Origin of the sequence: Pseudomonas sessilinigenes (genome assembly GCF_003850565.1) — a bacterium.
Classification (GTDB): domain Bacteria; phylum Pseudomonadota; class Gammaproteobacteria; order Pseudomonadales; family Pseudomonadaceae; genus Aquipseudomonas; species Aquipseudomonas sessilinigenes.
The window spans coordinates 6,070,713-6,091,630 of sequence record NZ_CP027706.1 but is presented as its reverse complement, the minus strand read 5'-3'; the positions used below and the strand labels follow the sequence as shown (position 1 = coordinate 6,091,630).

The following is a 20,918-nucleotide window of genomic DNA, read 5'->3' as shown; positions in this document are numbered from 1 at the left end:
TCAGACACCCGCCAGGTGCATCGCCAGCTTGGCGATGCCCAGTAGTACCAGGACGAACAGCGTGGTGAACAGGATGCCCAGCGCGATGAAGTGGCTGGGCTTGCCGTGGCTGAAGTCGCGGGCGCGGTTTTTCCCGCTCTGTACGCCGAAGGCTGCTGCCAGAACGCTTTGCAGCATTTGCAGGAAGGTGGGTGGCCGGCTGTTGCTTGGATCGTCCATAAATCCCTCGACACGGTTGGGTGTCAACAGAGCATAGACAATGTCCAGGCAAGGGAGCCGGCTCGCTCCTAGTTGTCGTAGCCCAGGTTGGGGGCCAGCCAGCGCTCGCTCACCGCCAGTTCCTGGCCCTTGCGCTGGGTGTAGCTCTGCACCTGGTCCTTGTCGACCTTGCCCACGGCAAAGTACTGCGCCTGCGGGTGGGCGAAGTACCAGCCGCTGACAGCGGCCGCCGGGAACATCGCGAAGTGCTCGGTGAGGAACACGCCGCTACGGCCGGCCTTGCCTTCGCTGGCCTCGGGATCGAGCAGGGCGAACAGGGTGCTCTTCTCGGTGTGGTCCGGGCACGCCGGATAGCCCGGGGCAGGGCGGATGCCGCTGTACTGCTCCTTGATCAGCGCCTCGTTGTCCAGGTGTTCATCCTTGGCGTAGCCCCAGTGTTCTTTACGCACCTGTTCGTGCAGCCACTCGGCACAGGCTTCGGCCAGGCGGTCGGCCAGGGCCTTGACCATGATCGAGCTGTAGTCGTCGCCCTTGTCCTGGTAGGCCTTGGCCACTTCCTCGGCCCCGATGCCGGCGGTGGTGATGAAACCGCCGATGTAGTCGGTCACGCCGCTGTCCTTGGGCGCGACGAAGTCGGCCAGGGACAGATTGGGCTTGCCGTCGGGCTTGATGGTCTGCTGGCGCAGGTGGTGCAGGGTGGCCAGGGTCTGGCCGTTTTCGCCATAGACCTCGATATCGTCATGCGCAACCTGGTTGGCTGGCCAGAAACCGAAGATCGCCCGGGCACTGATCAGCTTCTCGTCGATCAGCTTGTCGAGCATTTCGCGGGCGTCCTGGTACAGCGCGGTGGCGGCTTCGCCCACCACTTCGTCCTCGAGGATGCGCGGGAATTTGCCGGCCAGGTCCCAGGAGATGAAGAACGGCGTCCAGTCGATGTACTCGGCCAGCTCGCGCAGGTCGATGTTGTCGAGCATCTTCACGCCAGTGAAGGAGGGGACCGTGGCCTGGTAGGCCGCCCAGTCATATTGCGGCTTGGCGGCCACGGCCTGGGCGTAGCTCAGGCGCTCGGTGCGGGCGCTGCGGTTGGCGGTGCGCTCGCGCACTTCCACGTATTCCTGGCGGGTCTTGTCGACGAAGCCGGGCTTGAGCTCCTTGGACAGCAGCTGGGTGGCCACGCCCACGGCGCGGGAGGCGTCGGTGACGTAGATCACCGCGTCGTTGCTGTACTTGGGTTCGATCTTCACCGCGGTGTGGGCCTTGGAGGTGGTGGCGCCACCGATCATCAACGGCAGGTGGAAATCCTGGCGCTGCATCTCGCGGGCGACGTGGACCATCTCGTCCAGCGACGGGGTGATCAGGCCGGACAGGCCGATGATGTCGCACTTCTCATCGCGAGCGGTCTGCAGGATCTTCTCCGCCGGCACCATCACGCCCAGGTCGACGATGTCGTAGCCGTTGCAGCCCAGGACCACGCCGACGATGTTCTTGCCGATGTCGTGCACGTCGCCCTTGACCGTGGCCATGAGGATCTTGCCCTTGGCCTCGGGCTTGTCGCCTTTCTCGGCTTCGATGAACGGAATCAGGTGGGCCACGGCCTGTTTCATCACCCGGGCCGACTTGACCACCTGGGGCAGGAACATCTTGCCGGCGCCGAACAGGTCGCCAACCACGTTCATGCCGCTCATCAGCGGGCCTTCGATGACCTCGATCGGCCGTGCGCACTGCTGGCGGCACTCCTCGGTGTCCTCGACGATATGGGCGGTGATGCCCTTGACCAGCGCGTGCTCCAGGCGCTTGCCCACCGGCAGCGAACGCCAGGCCTCGTCCTCGACTTCCTTGCTGGCGCCGCCGCCCTTGTAGTCGTCGGCGATGGCCAGCAAGGCGTCGGTGCCTTCCGGGGTGCGGTTGAGCACCACGTCCTCGACCTTGTCGCGCAGGGCCGGTGGGATCTCGTCGTAGATCTCCAGCTGGCCGGCGTTGACGATGCCCATGGTCAGGCCGTTCTGGATCGCGTGGTAGAGGAATACCGAGTGGATCGCCTCGCGCACCGGGTTGTTGCCACGGAACGAGAACGACACGTTGGACACCCCGCCGCTCGACAGGGCATAGGGCAGGTGGTCGCGGATGTAGGCGCAGGCTTCGATGAAGTCCACGGCGTAGTTGTTGTGCTCTTCGATACCAGTGGCCACGGCGAAGATGTTCGGGTCGAAGATGATGTCTTCCGGTGGGAAGCCCACTTCATTGACCAGGATGTCGTAGCTGCGCTGGCAGATCTCGCGCTTGCGCGCGGCGGTGTCGGCCTGGCCGACCTCGTCGAAGGCCATCACCACCACGGCGGCTCCGTAGCGCTTGCACAGGCGCGCGTGATGCTTGAACTGCTCGACGCCTTCCTTCATCGAGATCGAGTTGACGATGCCCTTGCCCTGGATGCACTTGAGGCCCGCTTCGATCACTTCCCACTTGGAGGAGTCGATCATGATCGGCACCCGGGAGATGTCCGGCTCACCGGCGATCAGGTTGAGGAAGCGGACCATGGCGGCCCGGGAGTCGAGCATCCCTTCGTCCATGTTGATGTCGATCACCTGGGCGCCGGCCTCGACCTGCTGCAGGGCGACTTCCAGGGCCTCGGTGTAGTTCTCTTCGCGGATCAGCCGGGCGAACTTGGCGGAGCCGGTGATGTTGGTGCGCTCGCCGACGTTGACGAACAACGACTGGCGATCGATGGTGAACGGCTCCAGGCCCGACAGGCGGCAAGCCTTGGGAATGTCCGGGATTGCCCGCGGCTTGTGTTTGGCCACGGCCTCGGCGATGGCCTGGATATGCGGTGGGGTGGTGCCGCAGCAGCCGCCGATGATGTTGAGAAAGCCGCTGGCGGCGAACTCCTCGACCACCGCGGCCATTTCCGCCGGGGTCTCGTCGTATTCGCCGAAGGCGTTGGGCAGGCCGGCGTTGGGGTGGGCCGAGACATGGGTGTCGGCCTTGGTCGACAGCTCTTCCAGGTAGGGGCGCAGGTCCTTGGCGCCCAGGGCGCAGTTCAGGCCCACCGAGATCGGGTTGGCGTGGCGCACCGAGTTCCAGAACGCCTCGGTGGTCTGGCCCGACAGGGTACGGCCGGAGGCGTCGGTGATGGTGCCGGAGATCATGATCGGCAGTTCGACGTCGTCCTCCTCGAACACCTGCTGCACGGCAAAGATCGCCGCCTTGGCGTTGAGGGTGTCGAAGATGGTCTCGATCAGGATCAGGTCGGCGCCGCCCTCGATCAGGCCGCGAGTAGCCTCGGTGTAGTTGCTCACCAGCTCGTCGAAAGTGACGTTGCGATAGCCCGGATCGTTGACGTCGGGGGAGATCGAGCAGGTGCGGCTGGTAGGGCCCAGGACGCCGGCGACGAAGCGCGGCTTATCCGGGGTCTCCAGGGTTTTCGCGTCGGCGACCTTGCGGGCCACGCGGGCACCTTCTACGTTCAGTTCGTAGACCAGCGCCTCCATGCCGTAGTCGGCCTGGGACACCTGGGTGGCGTTGAAGGTGTTGGTCTCGAGGATGTCGGCCCCGGCGTCCAGGTAGGCTTTCTCGATGGCGCCGATCACGTCCGGACGGGTCAGTACCAGCAGGTCGTTGTTGCCCTTGACGTCGCTGGGCCAGTCGGCGAAGCGCTCACCGCGGTAGTCCTGCTCCTCGAGCTTGTAGCTCTGGATCATGGTGCCCATGCCACCATCGAGGATCAGGATGCGCTCCTTGAGGGCTTGCTGGAGAGCGTGGAGGCGAGCACTGCGGTCAGACATGGGGACTACCTGGAAAGGCCATTACGAAGGGCGTGGAGCATAGCAAACCTGCATGGTTTTGCGGCATGCGCAGGTTTTGCATGAATATCGTTCATGTTGGTTCGCCGAGCGGACCGGTAGAATCGCGACGTTTTTACTTTCGGGACCAGGGACATGCCGTATCGTTTTGCCGTCAGCAGCGTGCTGCTGCTATTGAGTTCACTGTGTATGGCACAAGGTCCGGCGCCGGCGATCTCCTATACCCGCGACATCCAGCCGATCTTTACCGAGAAGTGCGTGGCTTGCCATGCCTGCTACGACTCGGCCTGCCAACTCAACCTGGGCAGCGGTGAAGGGGCTGCCCGTGGCGCCTCGAAGGCGCCGGTATACGACGGTGAGCGGAGCAAGGCCCAGGACCCGACCCGGCTGTTCTACGATGCCAGCGGCAAGGCGGCCTGGCAGAGCCGCGGGTTCTATTCGGTGCTCGATGCCCAGGGCAGCCAGGCGGCGCTGATGGCGCGGATGCTGGAGTTGGGGCACCGTACGCCGCTGCAACCCAATGCCAAGCTGCCCAGTGAGATCGTCCTGGGCCTGAACCGGGAGAACATGTGCCCGCAGCCGGCCGAGTTCGACGGTTATGCCGGGGCCCATCCCAAGGAAGGCATGCCCCTGGCGGTCACTGGCTTGACCAACCAGCAGTACCAGACGCTACAGCGCTGGTTGGCTTCCGGGGCACCGATCGACGAGCAGGCCCTGGCCCCCAGCGCCCGGGAAAGCCTGCAGGTGGTCCAGTGGGAAAACCTGCTCAACGCCCCCGGTGCTCGGGAGAGCCTGGTGGCGCGTTGGCTCTACGAGCATTGGTTCCTGGCGCACATCTATTTCGAAGGCGGTGAGCCTGGGCATTTCTTCCAGTGGGTGCGCTCGCGTACCCCCACTGGCCAGCCCATCGACCTGATCAATACCCGGCGCCCCAACGACGACCCGGGCACCCAGGTGTACTACCGCCTGTGGCCGGTGCAGGGGGTGATCGTGCACAAGACCCACATCACCTACCCGCTGGGCGCGGCGAAGCTGGCCCGGGTCAAGACCCTGTTCTACAGCGGCGATTGGCAGGTCAGCGCGTTGCCGGGTTATGGGCCCGGACGCCGGGCCAATCCGTTCGAGACCTTCGAGGCGATCCCGGCCAAGGCCCGCTACCAGTTCATGCTGGATAATGCCGAGTACTTCGTGCGGACCTTCATCCGTGGCCCGGTATGCCGCGGGCAGATCGCCACCGACGTGATCCGCGACAACTTCTGGGCCCTGTTCCAGGCCCCGGAGCATGACCTGTACATCACCGACCCGGCCTATCGTGGCCAGGCCACGCCCTTGCTGGCGATGCCCGGGCAGAACGACGATGTCGGCAGCGTGCTCAGCCTGTGGTTGGCCTACCGCGACAAGCGCAACGAGTATGAGGCCCTGCGCCGTGACTCCTACGCCGAGGCCCCGGCGCCCAGCTGGTCGACCCTGTGGGCCGGCAACGACAACGCGCTGTTGAGCATCTTTCGCCACTTCGACAGCGCCTCGGTGACCAAGGGCCTGATCGGCGAGATTCCGCAGACGATGTGGCTGTTCGACTATCCGTTGCTGGAGCGCACTTATTACCAGCTGGCGGTGAACTTCGACGTATTCGGCAACGTTTCGCACCAGGCCCAGACCCGGCTGTACTTCGACTTGATCCGCAACGGCGCCGAGCAGAACTTCCTGCGCCTGATGCCCGCCGGTACCCGTGAGGATTTCCTCGACGATTGGTACCAGAACAGCGGCAAGTTCAAGATGTGGCTGGATTATGAGTCCATCGACGACAGCAAGCGCAGTGCCCTGAAATTGGACCTGAAGGAGCCGAAAAAGGACTTTGCCAACCAGTTGCTGGTTCGCTATGGCGAGCTCAATGCCAAGCCTGACCCGATCAACCGTTGTGACAGCGCCTATTGCTCGCGGCCCAACATCGACCCGGCCCTGCAAGATGCCGAACAGGCCCTGAGCCGCCTGGCGTCGCGGCCGGCGGCAGGGCTCAAGGTCATCGAGCAGTTGCCCGAGGCTACCTTGCTGAGGGTGCAGACGCCTGGTGGCAAGCGCGAGTTCTACAGCATGCTGCGCAACCGCGCCCACAGTAACGTGGCCTTCATGCTCGGCGAGTCGCTGCGTTACCAGCCGGGCCTGGACACCCTGACGATCTTCCCGGGTATCCTCAGCAGCTACCCGAATTTCATCTTCGATATCCCATCCACCCAGGTGCCTGAGTTCGTTGCGGCCATGCAAGAGGCCAGGGACGCCGAGGGCTTCGAGAAGATCGTCGAACGCTGGGGGATTCGTCGCAGCCACCCGCAGTTCTGGCAGTACTTCCACGACCAGACCCGCTATTTGAAGGAAACCGACCCGGTGGAGGCGGGGGTCATGGACATGAACCGCTACGAAAACCTTTGAGCTAGAGCATTCGTGCGCCCCGGGCCGACCCTTGGCGTCCCGGGGATGCCTTATACCAAGGTCTATCCTGACAAAAACACTAGGACTTTTTCAGCAGCATCGATTGGCGTAAACTGCGCCCACGTCTGCGAGGAACCACCATGAGCGCCATAACCATTACCGACGCCGCCCACGATTATCTGGCTGATCTGCTGTCCAAGCAGAACACTCCCGGGATCGGCATCCGCATCTTCATCACCCAACCAGGGACCCAGTACGCCGAGACTTGCATCGCCTATTGCAAGCCGGGCGAGGAAAAGCCCGAGGACAAGGCCCTGGGTCTCAAGAGCTTCACCGCCTACATCGACGCCTTCAGTGAAGGTTTCCTCGATGATGCGGTCGTCGACTACGCCACCGATCGCATGGGTGGGCAACTGACTATCAAGGCTCCAAACGCCAAGGTACCGATGGTCAATGCCGACAGCCCGATCAACGAGCGCATCAACTATTACCTGCAAACCGAGATCAATCCGGGGCTGGCCAGCCACGGCGGCCAGGTCAGCCTGATCGACGTGGTCGATGACGGCATCGCCGTGCTGCAATTCGGCGGCGGCTGCCAGGGCTGCGGCCAGGCGGACGTGACCTTGAAGGAAGGTATCGAGCGCACCCTGCTCGAGCGTATCCCTGAACTCAAGGGCGTGCGCGACGTCACCGACCACACGCAGAAAGAAAACGCCTACTACTAAGGCGTTCGCTGCGACACAAAAAAACGGCGCACCGTGAGCGCCGTTTTTTTATGCCTGGAACCAGGCCGTCAGGGCCGATAGAGGTGGGCGTGGCCGGCGCGGTACAGCGACGACTCACTGAAGGCATCGCTGGCCAGCACCCGGCCCACCAGGATCAGCGCGGTGCGCCGGAAGCCCTTGGCGGCCACCTTGGCGGCGATGTCCGCCAGGGTTCCCAGTACCCAGTCCTGGTCCGGCCAGGTGGCCCGGTGCACCACTGCGATGGGGCAGTCGGCGCCGTAGTGGGGGAGCAGCTCGGCGACGATCCGCTCCATGTGGTTGACCCCCAGGTGGATGGCCATGGTGGCGCCGTGGGCCGCGAGGCTGGCGAATTCTTCTCCGGCGGGCATGCTGGTCTTGTCCGCATAGCGGGTGAGGATCACGCTCTGGGAGACGTCGGGCAAGGTCAGCTCCGCTCCCAGCAGCGCGGCGCAGGCAGCGGTGGCGGTAACCCCGGGGACGATCTCGAACGGAATCTCCAGCTCCCGCAGGCAGCGGATCTGCTCGCCGATGGCGCCGTACAGGCTTGGGTCGCCGGAGTGCACCCGGGCCACATCCTGGCCCTGGGCATGGGCTTCGCGGATGGCCTGGATGATCTGTTCCAGGTGCAATTCGGCGCTGTTGATCACCCGTACCGCGCTATGCCCTTCGAGCACCGCCTGGGGGACCAGCGAACCGGCATAGATGATCACCGGGCAGCGATGGATCAGGCGCTGGCCCTTGACGGTGATCAGATCCGGGTCGCCGGGGCCGGCACCGATGAAGTAGACGGTCATGGCTGTGTCCTGTGAAAAAGAGGTCGGAGCAGGGCTTCAGATGAAGATTGCTCATGATCGAGGGCGGGGATTATCGGGGTTCTACGGGCAAACAGCCAAGGCCAGGGTTGCCTGGGCGCTTTTTTGTCGTGGTACCAGCAACTGTGCCGGCCCTGTTTGCAGGTATTCAGCCATGGCCAGGGCGGCGCTTTCCGCCACGCCATAGCAGCCGGTGTGCTCGAACGCGATCTGTGAACGGTGGCTCAGGCGCGAAGCATAAGGCGCCAGTTGCCTGCTGCTGAAGCAGGTCAATGGCAGGGCCAGTTGTTCCGCCAGTTGCAGCAGCCCGGGTTCGCTGCGTTTCAGGTCGATGCTGGCCAGGGCCCGAAGTTGCCCCTTATCCAGCTGATGGGCTTGCAGCACCTGGTCCAACAGGGCGCGCAGGACGCTTGCCGGGCAGCCTTTCTGGCAGCCCAGGCCGACCACCAGGGTCGGCCCTGCGCGCCAGGCCGTCATGCCGAATAGCCGTCCCCGCCCTTGCGTCGGAACAACCAGGCACTGATCAGGCCCAGGGCCAGCCAGAAGGCCGCGTTGGTCAGCTGCGAGGCGATCTTGAACTGCGCCTCCAGCGCCTCGGGAGCCAGCATCGAGTGCACTTCCGGCTGCGGCGCTCCGATCACATGGGGCACGGCGATGATGGCCGCGCCCAGCAACTTCAGCAGCCAGTTGCCGGCGAACACGATCAGGGCCAGGCCCACTGCGGTCGAGGCAGCGGCGCCGACCCACCAGATCTGCCGCTGTACCAGGTCGGCCGCTGCCGTGCCGGGCAGTTCCGGTGGCAGGCCCAGGGTAGGGGCCAGGCAAAAGGTGGCATAACCGGCCAGGCCCCAGAGCAGGCCCTGGGAGGTGCGGCTGGGCGCGCGCAAGGTGTAGAGGCCTGCCAGCATCAGGGCGAAGCCGACGGCGACCACCAGGTTGCCGCCCGTGGTGGACAGCACTCGCTGCCAGCCGTCTTCCGGTTCCCAGGCTTCTTCGTCGTGGACGTGGCCAGCCATGGCGCCGGGGGCGTGTTCATGGACTGCCTCGGTGGCTGGGGCCTTCTCGTAGGTTTCCGCCTGCAGGATCAACGGGGCGACCCAGAAGCTTTGCAGCAGGGTCAGCAGCAGGGCGGCCAGCAGCCCGGTGAAGCCCGCGGTTTGCGCGATACGCTTGATCATGGGGCGGGTCTCAGTGGCAAGGGAAGGCGGCGCTGTGGCGGGTGTCGTGGGCGGCGTTGTGTACCGCCTCGATGTGCGAGAAACCGGCGAAGTACACCAGGCAGGCGCCGAGGATCGAGGCGCCGATGGCGGCTACCAGGCGCTGGCTCAGGGTGGTGGTGCTGCTGGCGGAATGGCTGGTGCTGCTGATGGTCGACATGGCGCGTTCCCTTGGTTTGTCAGCGGGAAGCGGCGCAGGAAAACCCCGCGTGGCGTTCACGCAGGGTTTGCAACAGCGCCCGCCCACCGCGGGTTTGTTATTCGTGTATTGCGGGCCGGTCTCCGGGCTCGCGAGGGGCTGGGGCGGTTTTGTGCCCTGCCGACAAGTGTCGCCTTCCCATGCCCGGGGGCACAGTGGATCTGACACTTCGCTCGCTTACCGTTGCGGGGGCAGCACCGGACTGGTCACGGCTGGCAAGCGCGTGATTCACCGGTTTCCCGTTTCACCCTGTGAAGGGCACCCGTAACAAGTTGTGTAGCAAATCATGGGCAAGGGGCGCCGTCAATCGCCAACTGCGACCCGAAGCCACCCCGAAGCCACATGCACATTGACCGCTTTCCGCGCTCTGCGTAGCCTTGCGCGTTCGAGGTTCTTCGGCCAGCGGTCGAAGCTAAGACGGGAACGCGGTAGAAGCCGCGGCTGCCCCCGCAACTGTGAAGGGTTCGATTTTCTGCAAAGCCACTGCATGGGCGTCCAGGACGCTGGCGGGAAGGCGCAGGAACTGTCAGTCCAACTGGCAGGCCCCCAGCCAGGAGACCTGCCTCGAAGATGATTCTCACTACAACCGGGCGGGGTGATCCGGTGGCGAAATCAGCGCGGGCCTTGTGCCGTGCCTCTCGTCCCGTATGCCCGCCACCTTCGCCAAAGGGCATCCGATGAAAACACTGGCCAAACTTCCCGTCACCATCGTCACCGGCTTCCTGGGCTCGGGCAAGACCACCTTGCTGCGGCACATGCTGGACAACGCCCAGGGCCGTCGTATCGCGGTGATCGTCAATGAATTCGGCGAGCTGGGCATCGACGGCGAGATCCTCAAGCAGTGTTCCATCGGCTGCACCGAAGAAGAAGCCAGTGGCCGGGTCTATGAGCTGGCCAACGGCTGCCTGTGCTGCACCGTGCAGGAAGAGTTCTTCCCGGTGATGCGCGAACTGGTGGCCCGTCGTGGCGACCTGGACCATATCCTCATCGAAACCAGCGGCCTGGCCCTGCCCAAGCCCCTGGTGCAAGCCTTCCAGTGGCCGGAAATCCGCAGCGCCTGCACCGTCGATGCGGTGATCACCGTGGTCGACAGCCCGGCCGTGGCCGCCGGCACCTTCGCCGCCTTCCCGGACCAGGTGGACGCCCAGCGCAAGCTCGACCCCAACCTGGACCATGAGTCGCCGCTGCACGAGCTGTTCGCCGACCAGCTGTCCAGCGCCGACCTGGTGATCCTCAACAAGACCGACCTGATTGATCCGGCCGACCTGGCCAAGGTCCGCCTGGAAGTGGCCGAGGAGCTACCGCCGGCGGTCAAGGTGATCGAGGCCAGCAGCGGGCGCCTGCCCCTGGACGTGCTGCTGGGCGTGGGTGCCGGCTCCGAGGAGCACATCGACAGCCGCCACAGTCATCACGACCATCACCATGACAGCGACGATCATGACGACCATGACCACGACGCCTTCGACTCGATCTCCATCGAGCTGCCCGAGGCCGACGAAAGCCTGCTGCTCGATGCCCTGACCCAACTGGTGGTCAAGCACGGCATCCTGCGGGTCAAGGGTTTTGCGGCAATCCCCGGCAAGCCGATGCGCCTGCTGCTCCAGGGCGTGGGTACCCGTTTCGACAAGCACTTCGACCGCAAGTGGGGCGCCGATGAAAAGCGTATCACCCGCCTGGTGCTGATCGGCCAGGAATTGGACGCAACCCAGCTGGAAGCGCAACTGCGCGCCGCCCTGGGCGCCTGACCCATGCACCTGCTCAGGACCCAGCCCGGCGGATTCGTGTCGGATGACAACATCGCCGACCTTGGACAAACCCCCGCCGAGCTGGTGATCCTGTGCAGCGGCGACTCCAGCCTGGCGCTGCTGGCCGAGGCCGCCGAGCAGTTGCCAGCGGACTACCCCAGTTTTCGCCTGGCCAACCCGATGCAGGTGCAGAACCACGCCTCGGTGGACCTGTACGTCGACCAGGTGCTGCGCCATGCCAAGGTCATCCTGATTTCCCTGCACGGCGGCATCGCCTACTGGCGTTATGGCGTCGAGCAATTGGTGGAGCTGTCCCGGCGCGGGGTGCAACTGATCCTGGTGCCAGGGGACGATCGGCCCGACCCGGAGCTCAGCGACCTGAGCACGGTGTCGGCCGTGGAGCGCGACCGCCTGTGGCAGTTCCTGCGCCAGGGCGGGCGAGAAAATGCGTTGAATTTCTACCGCTGCCTGAGCGGCTTGCTGGGGCGCGACTACCCCTGGAGCGAACCGCAGGTGCTGCCGCGCACCGCGCTCTATCACCCGGCCAGGAGCCAGGCCAGCCTGGCGGATTGGCAGGCCCACTGGCAGCCCGGCCAGGCGGTGGCGGCGCTGCTGTTCTATCGCTCGCACTTGCAGGCGGCCAACACCGCATTCATCGACCTGTTCTGCCAGCGCCTTGCGACTGCCGGTCTCAACCCCTTGCCGATCGCCGTGGCCAGTCTCAAGGAGCCCGGCTGCCTGGCACAGGTGGAAGACTGGCTGGATGAGACCGGCGCCGGAGTGATCCTCAACACCACCGGTTTTGCCCAGTCCAGCCCCGAGGCGCCACACCTGCGGCCGTTTCGCCGCGACATCCCGGTGATCCAGGCCATCTGCGCCCAGGACAACGAGCCGGGCTGGCAGGCCAGCGAACAAGGCCTGGGCCCACGGGACCTGGCCATGCACATCGCCTTGCCCGAACTGGATGGACGAATCATCAGCCGGCCCATCAGCTTCAAGGACCTGGCCTGGCGCAGCGAGCGCAGCCAGTCGGACGTGGTCTGCTACCGCGGCCAGCCCGAGCGCATGGACTTCGTCGCCCGGCTGGCAAGCAACTGGGTCGAGCTGGGCCGCCTGGACAACCACCAAAAACGCATCGCCCTGGTCCTGGCCAACTACCCGACCCGCGACGGGCGCATCGGCAACGGCGTGGGCCTGGATACCCCGGCGGCGGCGCTGAACATTCTCAAGGCCTTGCAGGCCGAGGGTTATCCGCTGCCTGACGAGCTGCCGGCCAGCGGCACCGAGCTGATCCAGCAATTGCTCGGTGGCGTCAGCAACGATCTGGACAGCCTCGACCTGCGCCCTTGCCAGCAGAGCCTGGCCCTGGACGACTACCAGCACCTGTTCCAGGCACTGCCCGAGGCCAATCGTCAAGCGGTGCTGGAGCGCTGGGGCGCCCCGGAGCAGGACCCGATGTTCCGCAACGGGCGGCTGATGGTCGCTGGCCTGCGCCTGGGCCTGACCTTCATCGGCATCCAGCCGGCCCGGGGTTACCAGGTCGACCCCAGCGCGGCGTACCACGACCCGGACCTGGTGCCGCCCCATGCCTACCTGGCGTTCTATTTCTGGCTGCGCCAGGTCTACGGCGCCCACGCAGTGATCCACGTCGGCAAGCACGGCAACCTTGAGTGGCTGCCGGGCAAGGGCGTCGGCCTGTCGGCCCACTGCTGGCCGGATGCGCTGCTGGGGCCGCTGCCGAACATCTACCCGTTCATCGTCAACGATCCAGGGGAGGGCGCCCAGGCCAAGCGCCGGACCCAGGCGGTGATCATCGATCACTTGATGCCGCCCCTGACTCGTGCCGAGACCTACGGCCCGCTGCGTAACCTGGAGCTGCTGGCCGACGAATACTACGAGGCCCAGTTGCTCGACCCGCGCCGCGCCCGGGAGCTGCAGCGGGACATCCTGCGCCTGGTGCGCGAGACCCAGATCGACCGCGAGCTGCAACTGGACGGGCCGCTGGAGGGCGAGGCCGATGCGGCGCTCTGGCTGCCACGGCTGGACACCTACCTGTGCGATCTCAAGGAATCGCAGATCCGCGACGGCCTGCATGTGTTCGGCGAATCGCCAGAAGGGCGCTTGCGCATCGATACGTTGCTGGCCCTGCTGCGCATCCCCCGGGGCGATGGCAAGGGCGCCCACGCCAGCCTGTTGCGGGCCCTGGCCAAGGCCTTCGAGTTGGGGTTCGATCCGCTGGATTGCGCCCTGGCCGAACCCTGGACCGGGCGGCGCCCACAGCCCCTGCAACAGCTCAGCGATGCTTTGTGGCGCACCGCTGGCGATGTGCGTGAACGTCTGGAAATCTACGCCGGGTGCTTGATCGAGGCAGCCTTGCAAGGCCCGGTGGCGCAACTGGACGAAGCCGGCTGGGAGCCGGTGCGCAGCATCATCGAGGGCTTGCGCGAGGTAGTGGCGCCGCGCTTGGATGCCTGCGGCCCGGCGGAGATGCGCGGCCTGCTCGATGCCCTGCAAGGCCGCTTCGTGCCGGCGGGCCCCAGCGGCGCGCCCAGTCGCGGACGCCTGGACGTGCTGCCCACCGGGCGCAATTTCTATTCGGTGGATGTGCGCAACCTGCCCACCACCACTGCCTGGCGCATCGGTTTCCAGTCGGCCAACCTGATCCTCGAGCGCCACCTGCAGGATCACGGCGATCACCTGCTGCAACTGGGCTTGTCGGTCTGGGGCACGGCCACCATGCGCACCGGTGGCGACGATATCGCCCAGGCCATGGCGCTGATGGGCGTGCGGCCCGTCTGGGCCACTGGCAGTCAGCGGGTCGACGACTTCGAGATCCTGCCCCTGAGCCTGCTGGATCGGCCCCGGGTCGATGTGACCTTGCGGATTTCCGGGTTCTTCCGCGACGCCTTCGCCAACCTCATCCGCCTGTTCGACGCGGCGGTGCAGGCGGTGGCGGCCCTGGACGAGCCAGCCGACATGAACCCCCTGGCAGCCAGGGTCCGTGCCGAACGCGAAGCCTTGCAGGCTAGCGGCCTGGACCCGGAAGCGGCGGCGCGCCAGGCCGGCTGGCGGGTCTTTGGGGCCAAGCCCGGGGCCTATGGTGCCGGGGTCCAGGGCGCCATCGATGGCCGGTTGTGGCAGAGCCGCGAGGACCTGGCCGAGGTCTACCTCAACTGGGGCGGCTACGCCTACGGCGGCAGCGATGAAGGCACCGCCGCCCGCGAGCAGTTCGCCGCTCGCCTGGGCCGGGTCCAGGCGGTGGTGCAGAACCAGGACAACCGCGAGCACGACCTGCTGGATTCCAACGACTACTACCAGTTCCAGGGCGGCATGCTGGCGGCGGTGGAAAGCCTGGGCGGGGCCAAGGTCGCCAGCTACCACGGTGATCACAGCCAGCCCGACCTGCCGAAGATCCGCAGCCTCAAGGAAGAGCTCAACCGGGTGATCCGTTCCCGGGCGGTCAACCCGAAATGGATCGAGGGGGTCAAGCGCCACGGTTACAAGGGGGCTTTCGAAATGGCTGCGACCCTGGACAACCTGTTCGCCTTCGATGCCACCACCGAACTGATCGACGACCACCAGTACGCCTTGCTGGCCGATGCCTACCTGCTGGACGACTCGACCCGCGAGTTCGTTCGCCAGCATAATCCCCACGCCTTGCGCGATATGACCGAGCGTTTGCTGGAGGCCCAGCAGCGCGGCCTGTGGCAGGAGCCCGGAGCCTATCGCGAGGCCCTGGAGCATCTGCTGCTGGATATAGAAGAAGACTCCTGAGGGCACCTTTAAAAACTACCTGCGTTGTCATCGCTGCGTTAAAAACAGGCTGGTGCGCCAGCCCGGTCAAAATACACATTGACCCCTTGTAAACGGCGCTTTTTCGCCTGTTTTTGCCTTGCGCTGACTGCCTCGCCTACGTTTTTAGAGGTGCCCTGAGGCGGCGAATGCTGCGCACTCGATCGCGAGACGGCTCGCGAAATCGTCCTTCGGGACACCCAGACCCAAGCGAGAACCCCAGATGAGCGACACCCCGCATTTCCCCTTGTCGGCCGTGGTCGGCGCCGATGCCTTGAAGCTGGCCCTGTGCCTGACCGCCATCGACCCGAAGATCGGTGGCGTGTTGATCGAGGGGCCACGGGGCATGGCCAAGTCGACCCTCGCCCGGGGACTGGCGGATTTGCTGGCCAGCGGGCAGTTCGTCACCTTGCCCCTGGGGGCCAGCGAAGAGCGGCTGGTGGGTACCCTGGACCTGGATGCAGCCCTGGGCGAGGGGCGGGCGCAGTTCTCCCCGGGCGTTCTGGCCAAGGCCGACGGCGGGGTGTTGTATGTCGATGAGGTCAACCTGCTGCCCGACCATCTGGTGGACTTGCTGCTGGACGTGGCGGCCAGTGGCACCAACCTCATCGAGCGCGATGGCATTTCCCATCGGCATTCGGCGAAGTTCGTGCTGATCGGCACCATGAACCCGGAGGAGGGCGAGTTGCGCCCGCAACTGCTGGACCGCTTCGGTCTCAACGTGGCCTTGAGCGGCCAGGTCCTGCCCCAGGAACGCGGGCAGATCATCCGCCGGCGCCTGGATTTCGATAGCGACCCGCAGGGGTTCTGCAACCAATGGGCCCAGGCCCAGGCCGAACTGCGCCAGCGCTGCCAGCAGGCGCGGACGCTGCTGGAAGGTATCGCCCTGGATGACCAGGCCCTGGCGCAGATCACCGAGCGTTGCTTCGCTGCCGGGGTCGATGGCCTGCGTGCCGACCTGGTCTGGTTGCGGGCCGCCCGGGCCCATGCCGCCTGGCGTGGCGCTTCGGCCATCACCGAGGACGATATCGACGCGGTGGCGGAATTCGCCTTGCGCCATCGCCGTGGACAGGCGCCTGCCGCACCGGCGCAGCAGCCCCAGTCGCCGGTACCGCAGCAGTCCGGGGCGCAGCGCGAGGCCAGCGAAGGCGCGGGCCAATGGGGTGACATGCCGGCCCAGGCACTGCCCACCGGCGTCCGGCGCGAAGTGCCCAGCTGGCCAAAAAAGCCCTAGGCATCCGTTCCCGCTCTGGCCTGGGGGCGGATGCCAAGCCCCGGCCGGGGCGCCTGGACCAGGGACGACAAGGCCGCAGCCGGGCGGCGAGTTGCGGTCGCATCAACTGGCCCGGCACCTTGCTCAAGGGCCGCCCACGCGTGGTCGAGGACCTGTTGTGGCAACTGCGCAGTCGCACGCCCCATGAGTTGTGGCTGGTAATCGTCGACGCCTCGGCCTCGACACGCCGGCACCATGCCCTGAGCGATGCCAAGGGCCTGCTGGCGCAACTGTTCGACGATGCCTACCGGCAACGGGCGCGCCTGGCCTTGCTCACCGCCAGCGGTCGTGCGCCCCGCTGGCAGGTCCAGGGGCTCAAGGCTTCCAAGGACCTGCGCCACTGGCTCGATGGCCTGGGCGCCGGCGGTGGTACGCCATTGCCCCAGGCCCTGGCCGAGGCCCGGCAGTGGTTGGAGCAGCGGCAACGGCGCTGGCCGGCGGAGCAGCAGCGGGTGTTGCTGATCACCGACGGGCGCCTGAAAACCTTGCCGTCGGTCGCCCCTCTGCATTGTCCAACCCTGTTGCTGGATATCGAACGCAGCCCGATCCGCCTCGGTCGCGCCCGGGAACTGGCGCAACGCCTGGGCGCCGACTACCACCATATCGACCGGTAGCGTCCCAAACCCTGTGGCTCGTGCCGAGCTGGCGAGGCTGCGTACGGGCGCGCAGCGGCCGCAAGGCTTGGTAGCGCGATATACCTGTTGCTCCAAGGGCTCGTATCGAGCCATGCGCAGCCGGTGCAGCGGCTACACTGCCTGCGCCAATCAAGGGGAGCGACGCCATGCGGGTACTGGTGCACAACGACAAGGACGATTTTCGGGTCAAGGCCTACGCCGGCACCAATGGCGTGCTCCTGGCCATGGACCTGGATGCCAGCCGGCGCCAGGGCTTGCTGGGTTTCGCCATCGAAAAACAGACCGGCAGCAAACCCTGGCTGTTCCTGTTCAATAGCCTGACTTTCCCCGGCAAGACGCACACCTTCCCCCAGTACAACGCCACGCCCAGCAACCAGGCGCCATTGCAGAAGTTCCGCTGGGCCGACTATGCAGTCAACCCGGGCGCCAACCTCAACTATCGGGTGTACCTGGTCTATGGCAGCGCCGCCGCGCCGCAGCTGGGAGAAATGCTGCAGCTATGCATCACCGCCGACAACGGCCAGCCTCCCGGGCAGCGGGTGATCTTCAATCGTGCAGTGGCCGCTAGCCAGGCGTTCTCGCGCAAGTTTCCCGAACTGGACACTTTGCTCAGCGCCAACAAGAACCTGCCCATCGAGGCCTGGCCAGAGGCGCCCCGGCAATGGCTGGAGAACGGCCTGCTGGAGCAGTTGCTGGGTTTCATCCAACGTGCCAGCGACGCCAGCTGGAGCCTGGATATCGCCATCTACGAGTACCAGTTGCCAGCTATTGTCGATGCGGTCAACGCGGCCTTCGATCGCGGGGCCAAGGTCCGGGTGCTGTACCACGCCGCCCCCGGCGATGCCGACACCACGATGAACCAGGCCAGCCTGCAGCACCTGCCCGAAGACAGCAAACGTGGACGGGTGACCCATGCCATCTTCCACGACAAGTTCATCGTCCTCAGCCGCCTGGAGCAGGGCGGTGGGCGCCAGAGCGTCGCGGTGCTCTGTGGCAGCACCAACTTCACGGGCAACGGTGTCTACCGCCAGGCCAACGTATTGCATTGCCTGGACAACCCGGGCATCGCCAACCGCTACCTACAGGTGTTCGAGCAGATCTGGGCCGCCCCGGCGGATGTCGGTGCCACTCGCAAATGGTTGACCCAGACCAACCCCATGCAGCCTGAGGCGGCGCTGTTCGCCGGTTTTTCCCCGCGCAGTGGCCAGGGGGATCTCGACGAGTTCGTGGGGATCATCAACGGCGCCCGTCGCGATTTGCTGTTCGTCACCGCCTTCGCCTTGCCCGACCGGATCCTCGATGCCTTGCTCGGCCAGCCCCACGACGACGTGTTGCGCTATGGCCTGCAGAACACCGCCAGCCGCATCACCGGTTTCCATGCCGACCGCACGGCGGAGTTCGCCGCCACCGCGTTGCTCAACAACGGCCTGGAAGGCTGGCTCAAGGAAGGCCTCAAGGGGCAGAAGGGCAACTTGCTGGTGCATACCAAGGCGGTGGTCACCGACTTCACCAGCGACGCCCCGGTGATCATCAGCGGCAGCCACAACCTCAGCGTCGGCGCCAGCCAGAGCAACGATGAGAACTTCCTGATCATCCGTGGCGACACCGACCTGGCGGATCGCTACGGCCTGGAACTGCTGCGTTTCTACGAGCATTACCGGTTCCGCTACTTTGCCAGGCAACTGGCGCTCAAGCAGGTCCAGCCCTTGGCGGCGGACGATAGCTGGAGCAACGATTACTACCTCGCAGGCGATTTGCGCATGCTCTCGCGCCTGCGCTTCTCCGGGCGTTGAAGCAAGGTGCCCAGCTTGGCGAGAAGCTTGCGCAGGTTGCACATCGGCGGGTGACTGCGTAGGTTTCAGCGACTGCGCACAAGGACCCCGCCATGTCTCCGGACCTGACCTCCATCGAGTTGTTCCTCAAGGCCCTGACCCTGGGCAACCTGTCCCGGGCTGCCGAGCAGTCGCATCTGTCGCTGTCGGCCGCCAGCCGCCGGTTGTCCTTGCTGGAGCAGCATTTCAAGGTGGCGCTCCTGGTGCGCACGTCCACCGGGGTGCAGCCCACGCCAGCGGGCCAGGCCCTGGCCGATCACGCGCGGAGCATCCTGCGGGCCGTGGATGTGATGCATGCCGACCTTGCCGACTTCGCCAAGGGGGCCACGGGCCGGGTCAGCCTCTACGCCAACAGCTCGGCCATGAGCCAGGAACTGCCCAGGCAGCTGACCCAATGGAGCGAGCTGCATCCTGGCATTCGCATCGACATTCGCGAGGAGCGCAGTCGCGAGATTCTCCTGGCCGTGCGTGACGGGGTGGCCGATGTCGGTATCGTCACCACGTTGCCTGAGGCGCGGGACCTGTATTTCAAGGCGTATTGTCGCGACCGCCTGTGCCTGATCGTGCCCCAGGGGCATCCGTTCAAGATGAGCCATGCACGTTTCGAGGACCTGTTGGGCTACGACTTCGTCGGCCTGGAGGACAACGCCGCCATTACCCCGCTGATTACCGAGGCCGCTGCCGCCGTGAGCATGCCCTTGCGCCTGCGGGTGCAGGTTCGCAGCTTCGAGGCCGTGTGCCGGCTGATTGCCGCAGGGCAGGGGGTCGGTGTGTTGCCCCAGGGTGCGGTACAGATCTTCCGCAAGGAAATGGACTTGCGTTTTATCGAAATCGATGACCCCTGGGCCGATCGCCAGATGTACTTGTGTCGCCGCCGTGAGCCGCCGTCCCTGGCCAGTCACGCCCTGTTTGACTACCTGGCAGGCTTCCAGCAGGACGGGGCAGTGGCTCGTGAGGGCGATCGGTAGCAGTAATCGCTCATCCGGCCTTCGAATTTTTCGAAGGCGGTTTCCGTAATGAGCAATTCCCACTGGCCCGGCTCTGTGGCCAGAATGGGCGCGCCTGTCCGCTTGACCTGCCTCGATAACAACAACACGTCAGACCAGGAGATATGGCTTGTCCAGGATCAATCCCCCTGTAAAACCCGTCCACCGCATCGCGGTGATCGCCGGTGATGGTATCGGCCGCGAAGTGGTGCCCGAAGGCCTGCGGGTGCTCGATGCGGTCGGTCGGCGCTTCGGCATCGACTGGCATTTCGATCATTTCAACTGGTGCAGCGAGCACTACCAGGCCCACGGCAGCATGATGCCCGAGGACTGGTCCGAGCAGATCGGCAATCACGAAGCGATCTTCTTCGGCGCCGTGGGAGCCCCGGATATCGTTCCCGACCATGTGGCGGTCTGGGACTCGCTGCTCAAGATCCGTCGCCAGTTCGACCAGTACGTCAACATCCGCCCCGTGCGCCTGATGCCCGGCGTGCCCTGTCCGCTGGCCGGGCGGGTGCCGGGCGACATCGACTTCATCGTGGTGCGGGAGAACACCGAGGGCGAGTACTCCAGTGTCGGCGGGCGCATGTGGCCGGGCACGCCTCGGGAGATCGCCTTGCAGGAGTCGGTGTTTTCCCGCCATGGCGTCGACCGGGTGCTCAAGTACGCCTTCGAACTGGCCAGCCGCCGGCCTCGGCGCAACCTGGTGGCGGCCACCAAATCCAATGGTATCGCCATCACCATGCCGTTTTGGGACGAGCGCCTGGACGCCATCGCCAAGGCCTATCCCGAGGTCGCCAGCCGCAAGTTCCATATCGATATCCTCTGCGCGCACTTCGTCCAGCATCCGGACTGGTTCGATGTGGTGGTGGCCTCCAATCTGTTCGGCGACATCCTTTCCGATCTTGGCCCGGCCTGTACCGGCACCATCGGTATCGCCCCCTCGGCCAACCTCAACCCTGAGCGGCTGTATCCCTCGCTGTTCGAACCCGTGCACGGCTCGGCGCCGGACATCGCCGGGCTGGGCGTAGCCAACCCTATCGGCCAGATCTGGTCGGCAGCTTTGATGATCGAGCACCTGGGGCAGGGCGACGAGCTTTACCAACGGGCGGCCGCCGCCGTCGTACAGAGTATCGAGACCGTACTCGCAGACGGTCCGCGTACCCGGGAAATGGGCGGTACCGCCAGCACCGTGGAAGTCGGGCGTGCCATCGCCGAATGCCTGGAGGGGAGCTGAA

General features: G+C 65.5%; 15 protein-coding genes and 2 riboswitches. Of the genes, 9 read left to right on the top strand and 6 right to left on the bottom strand.

What is annotated here, in order from left to right; all coding sequences use genetic code 11:
* Both C4K39_RS27820 and metH read right to left on the bottom strand, forming a co-directional pair.
* The gene (locus C4K39_RS27820; RefSeq protein ID WP_068581422.1) at positions 1-219 is read right to left on the bottom strand and encodes a DUF2970 domain-containing protein; all 219 of its coding nucleotides are present in this window, start codon (positions 217-219) and stop codon (positions 1-3) included.
* Between the two features lie 68 nt (positions 220-287).
* Positions 288-3,998: a methionine synthase gene (metH, locus tag C4K39_RS27815; RefSeq protein ID WP_124347968.1), complete on the bottom strand. Its 3,711-nt coding sequence runs from the start codon at positions 3,996-3,998 to the stop codon at positions 288-290.
* A gap of 153 nt (positions 3,999-4,151) precedes the next feature.
* Between metH and C4K39_RS27810 the strand changes: the two genes are divergently transcribed.
* Both C4K39_RS27810 and nfuA read left to right on the top strand, forming a co-directional pair.
* Positions 4,152-6,443: a fatty acid cis/trans isomerase gene (locus C4K39_RS27810; protein ID WP_124347967.1), complete on the top strand. Its 2,292-nt coding sequence runs from the start codon at positions 4,152-4,154 to the stop codon at positions 6,441-6,443.
* Between the two features lie 140 nt (positions 6,444-6,583).
* Positions 6,584-7,168, top strand: coding sequence for a Fe-S biogenesis protein NfuA (nfuA, locus tag C4K39_RS27805; RefSeq protein ID WP_047305029.1), 585 nt, complete (start codon positions 6,584-6,586; stop codon positions 7,166-7,168).
* A gap of 68 nt (positions 7,169-7,236) precedes the next feature.
* Here nfuA and cobM read toward each other — a convergent pair whose 3' ends face one another.
* The 4 genes from cobM to C4K39_RS27785 form a co-directional block, all read right to left on the bottom strand.
* Positions 7,237-7,983 (bottom strand): precorrin-4 C(11)-methyltransferase, encoded by a 747-nt coding sequence (gene cobM, locus C4K39_RS27800; RefSeq protein ID WP_124347966.1) that lies wholly within the window; start codon positions 7,981-7,983, stop codon positions 7,237-7,239.
* 81 nt (positions 7,984-8,064) lie between these two features.
* Entirely contained in the window at positions 8,065-8,478 is a 414-nt protein-coding gene (locus C4K39_RS27795; protein WP_068581411.1) for a cobalamin biosynthesis protein, read from the bottom strand.
* Complete coding sequence (locus C4K39_RS27790) at positions 8,475-9,179, bottom strand: CbtA family protein (protein ID WP_068581408.1); 705 nt, start codon at positions 9,177-9,179, stop codon at positions 8,475-8,477. Before C4K39_RS27790 ends, C4K39_RS27795 begins: the two co-directional genes overlap by 4 nt.
* Positions 9,180-9,189: 10 nt before the next feature.
* Positions 9,190-9,378, bottom strand: a complete 189-nt coding sequence (locus C4K39_RS27785) for a CbtB domain-containing protein (protein WP_068581406.1) — start codon at positions 9,376-9,378, stop codon at positions 9,190-9,192.
* A gap of 96 nt (positions 9,379-9,474) precedes the next feature.
* Positions 9,475-9,698, bottom strand: a riboswitch (cobalamin riboswitch).
* A gap of 90 nt (positions 9,699-9,788) precedes the next feature.
* Positions 9,789-9,998: riboswitch (cobalamin riboswitch) on the top strand.
* Positions 9,999-10,094: 96 nt separating this feature from the next.
* Between C4K39_RS27785 and cobW the strand changes: the two genes are divergently transcribed.
* From cobW to C4K39_RS27750, 7 genes are all read left to right on the top strand, one after another.
* Positions 10,095-11,162, top strand: coding sequence for a cobalamin biosynthesis protein CobW (cobW, locus tag C4K39_RS27780; protein ID WP_068581490.1), 1,068 nt, complete (start codon positions 10,095-10,097; stop codon positions 11,160-11,162).
* Positions 11,163-11,165: 3 nt separating this feature from the next.
* Entirely contained in the window at positions 11,166-14,936 is a 3,771-nt protein-coding gene (gene cobN / locus C4K39_RS27775; protein ID WP_124347965.1) for a cobaltochelatase subunit CobN, read from the top strand.
* 241 nt (positions 14,937-15,177) lie between these two features.
* Positions 15,178-16,188: a magnesium chelatase ATPase subunit I gene (locus C4K39_RS27770; RefSeq protein WP_124347964.1), complete on the top strand. Its 1,011-nt coding sequence runs from the start codon at positions 15,178-15,180 to the stop codon at positions 16,186-16,188.
* Positions 16,189-16,241: 53 nt separating this feature from the next.
* Positions 16,242-16,841, top strand: a complete 600-nt coding sequence (locus C4K39_RS27765; RefSeq protein ID WP_124347963.1) for a vWA domain-containing protein — start codon at positions 16,242-16,244, stop codon at positions 16,839-16,841.
* A 167-nt stretch (positions 16,842-17,008) separates the two neighbouring features.
* Positions 17,009-18,655, top strand: a complete 1,647-nt coding sequence (locus C4K39_RS27760) for a phospholipase D-like domain-containing protein (protein ID WP_124347962.1) — start codon at positions 17,009-17,011, stop codon at positions 18,653-18,655.
* 92 nt (positions 18,656-18,747) lie between these two features.
* Complete coding sequence (locus tag C4K39_RS27755) at positions 18,748-19,662, top strand: LysR family transcriptional regulator (protein WP_124347961.1); 915 nt, start codon at positions 18,748-18,750, stop codon at positions 19,660-19,662.
* A gap of 148 nt (positions 19,663-19,810) precedes the next feature.
* Positions 19,811-20,917 carry a tartrate dehydrogenase gene (locus C4K39_RS27750; protein WP_124347960.1) on the top strand — a complete coding sequence of 369 codons (1,107 nt, stop codon included), beginning with the start codon at positions 19,811-19,813 and terminating at the stop codon, positions 20,915-20,917.
* Position 20,918 lies beyond the last annotated feature (1 nt).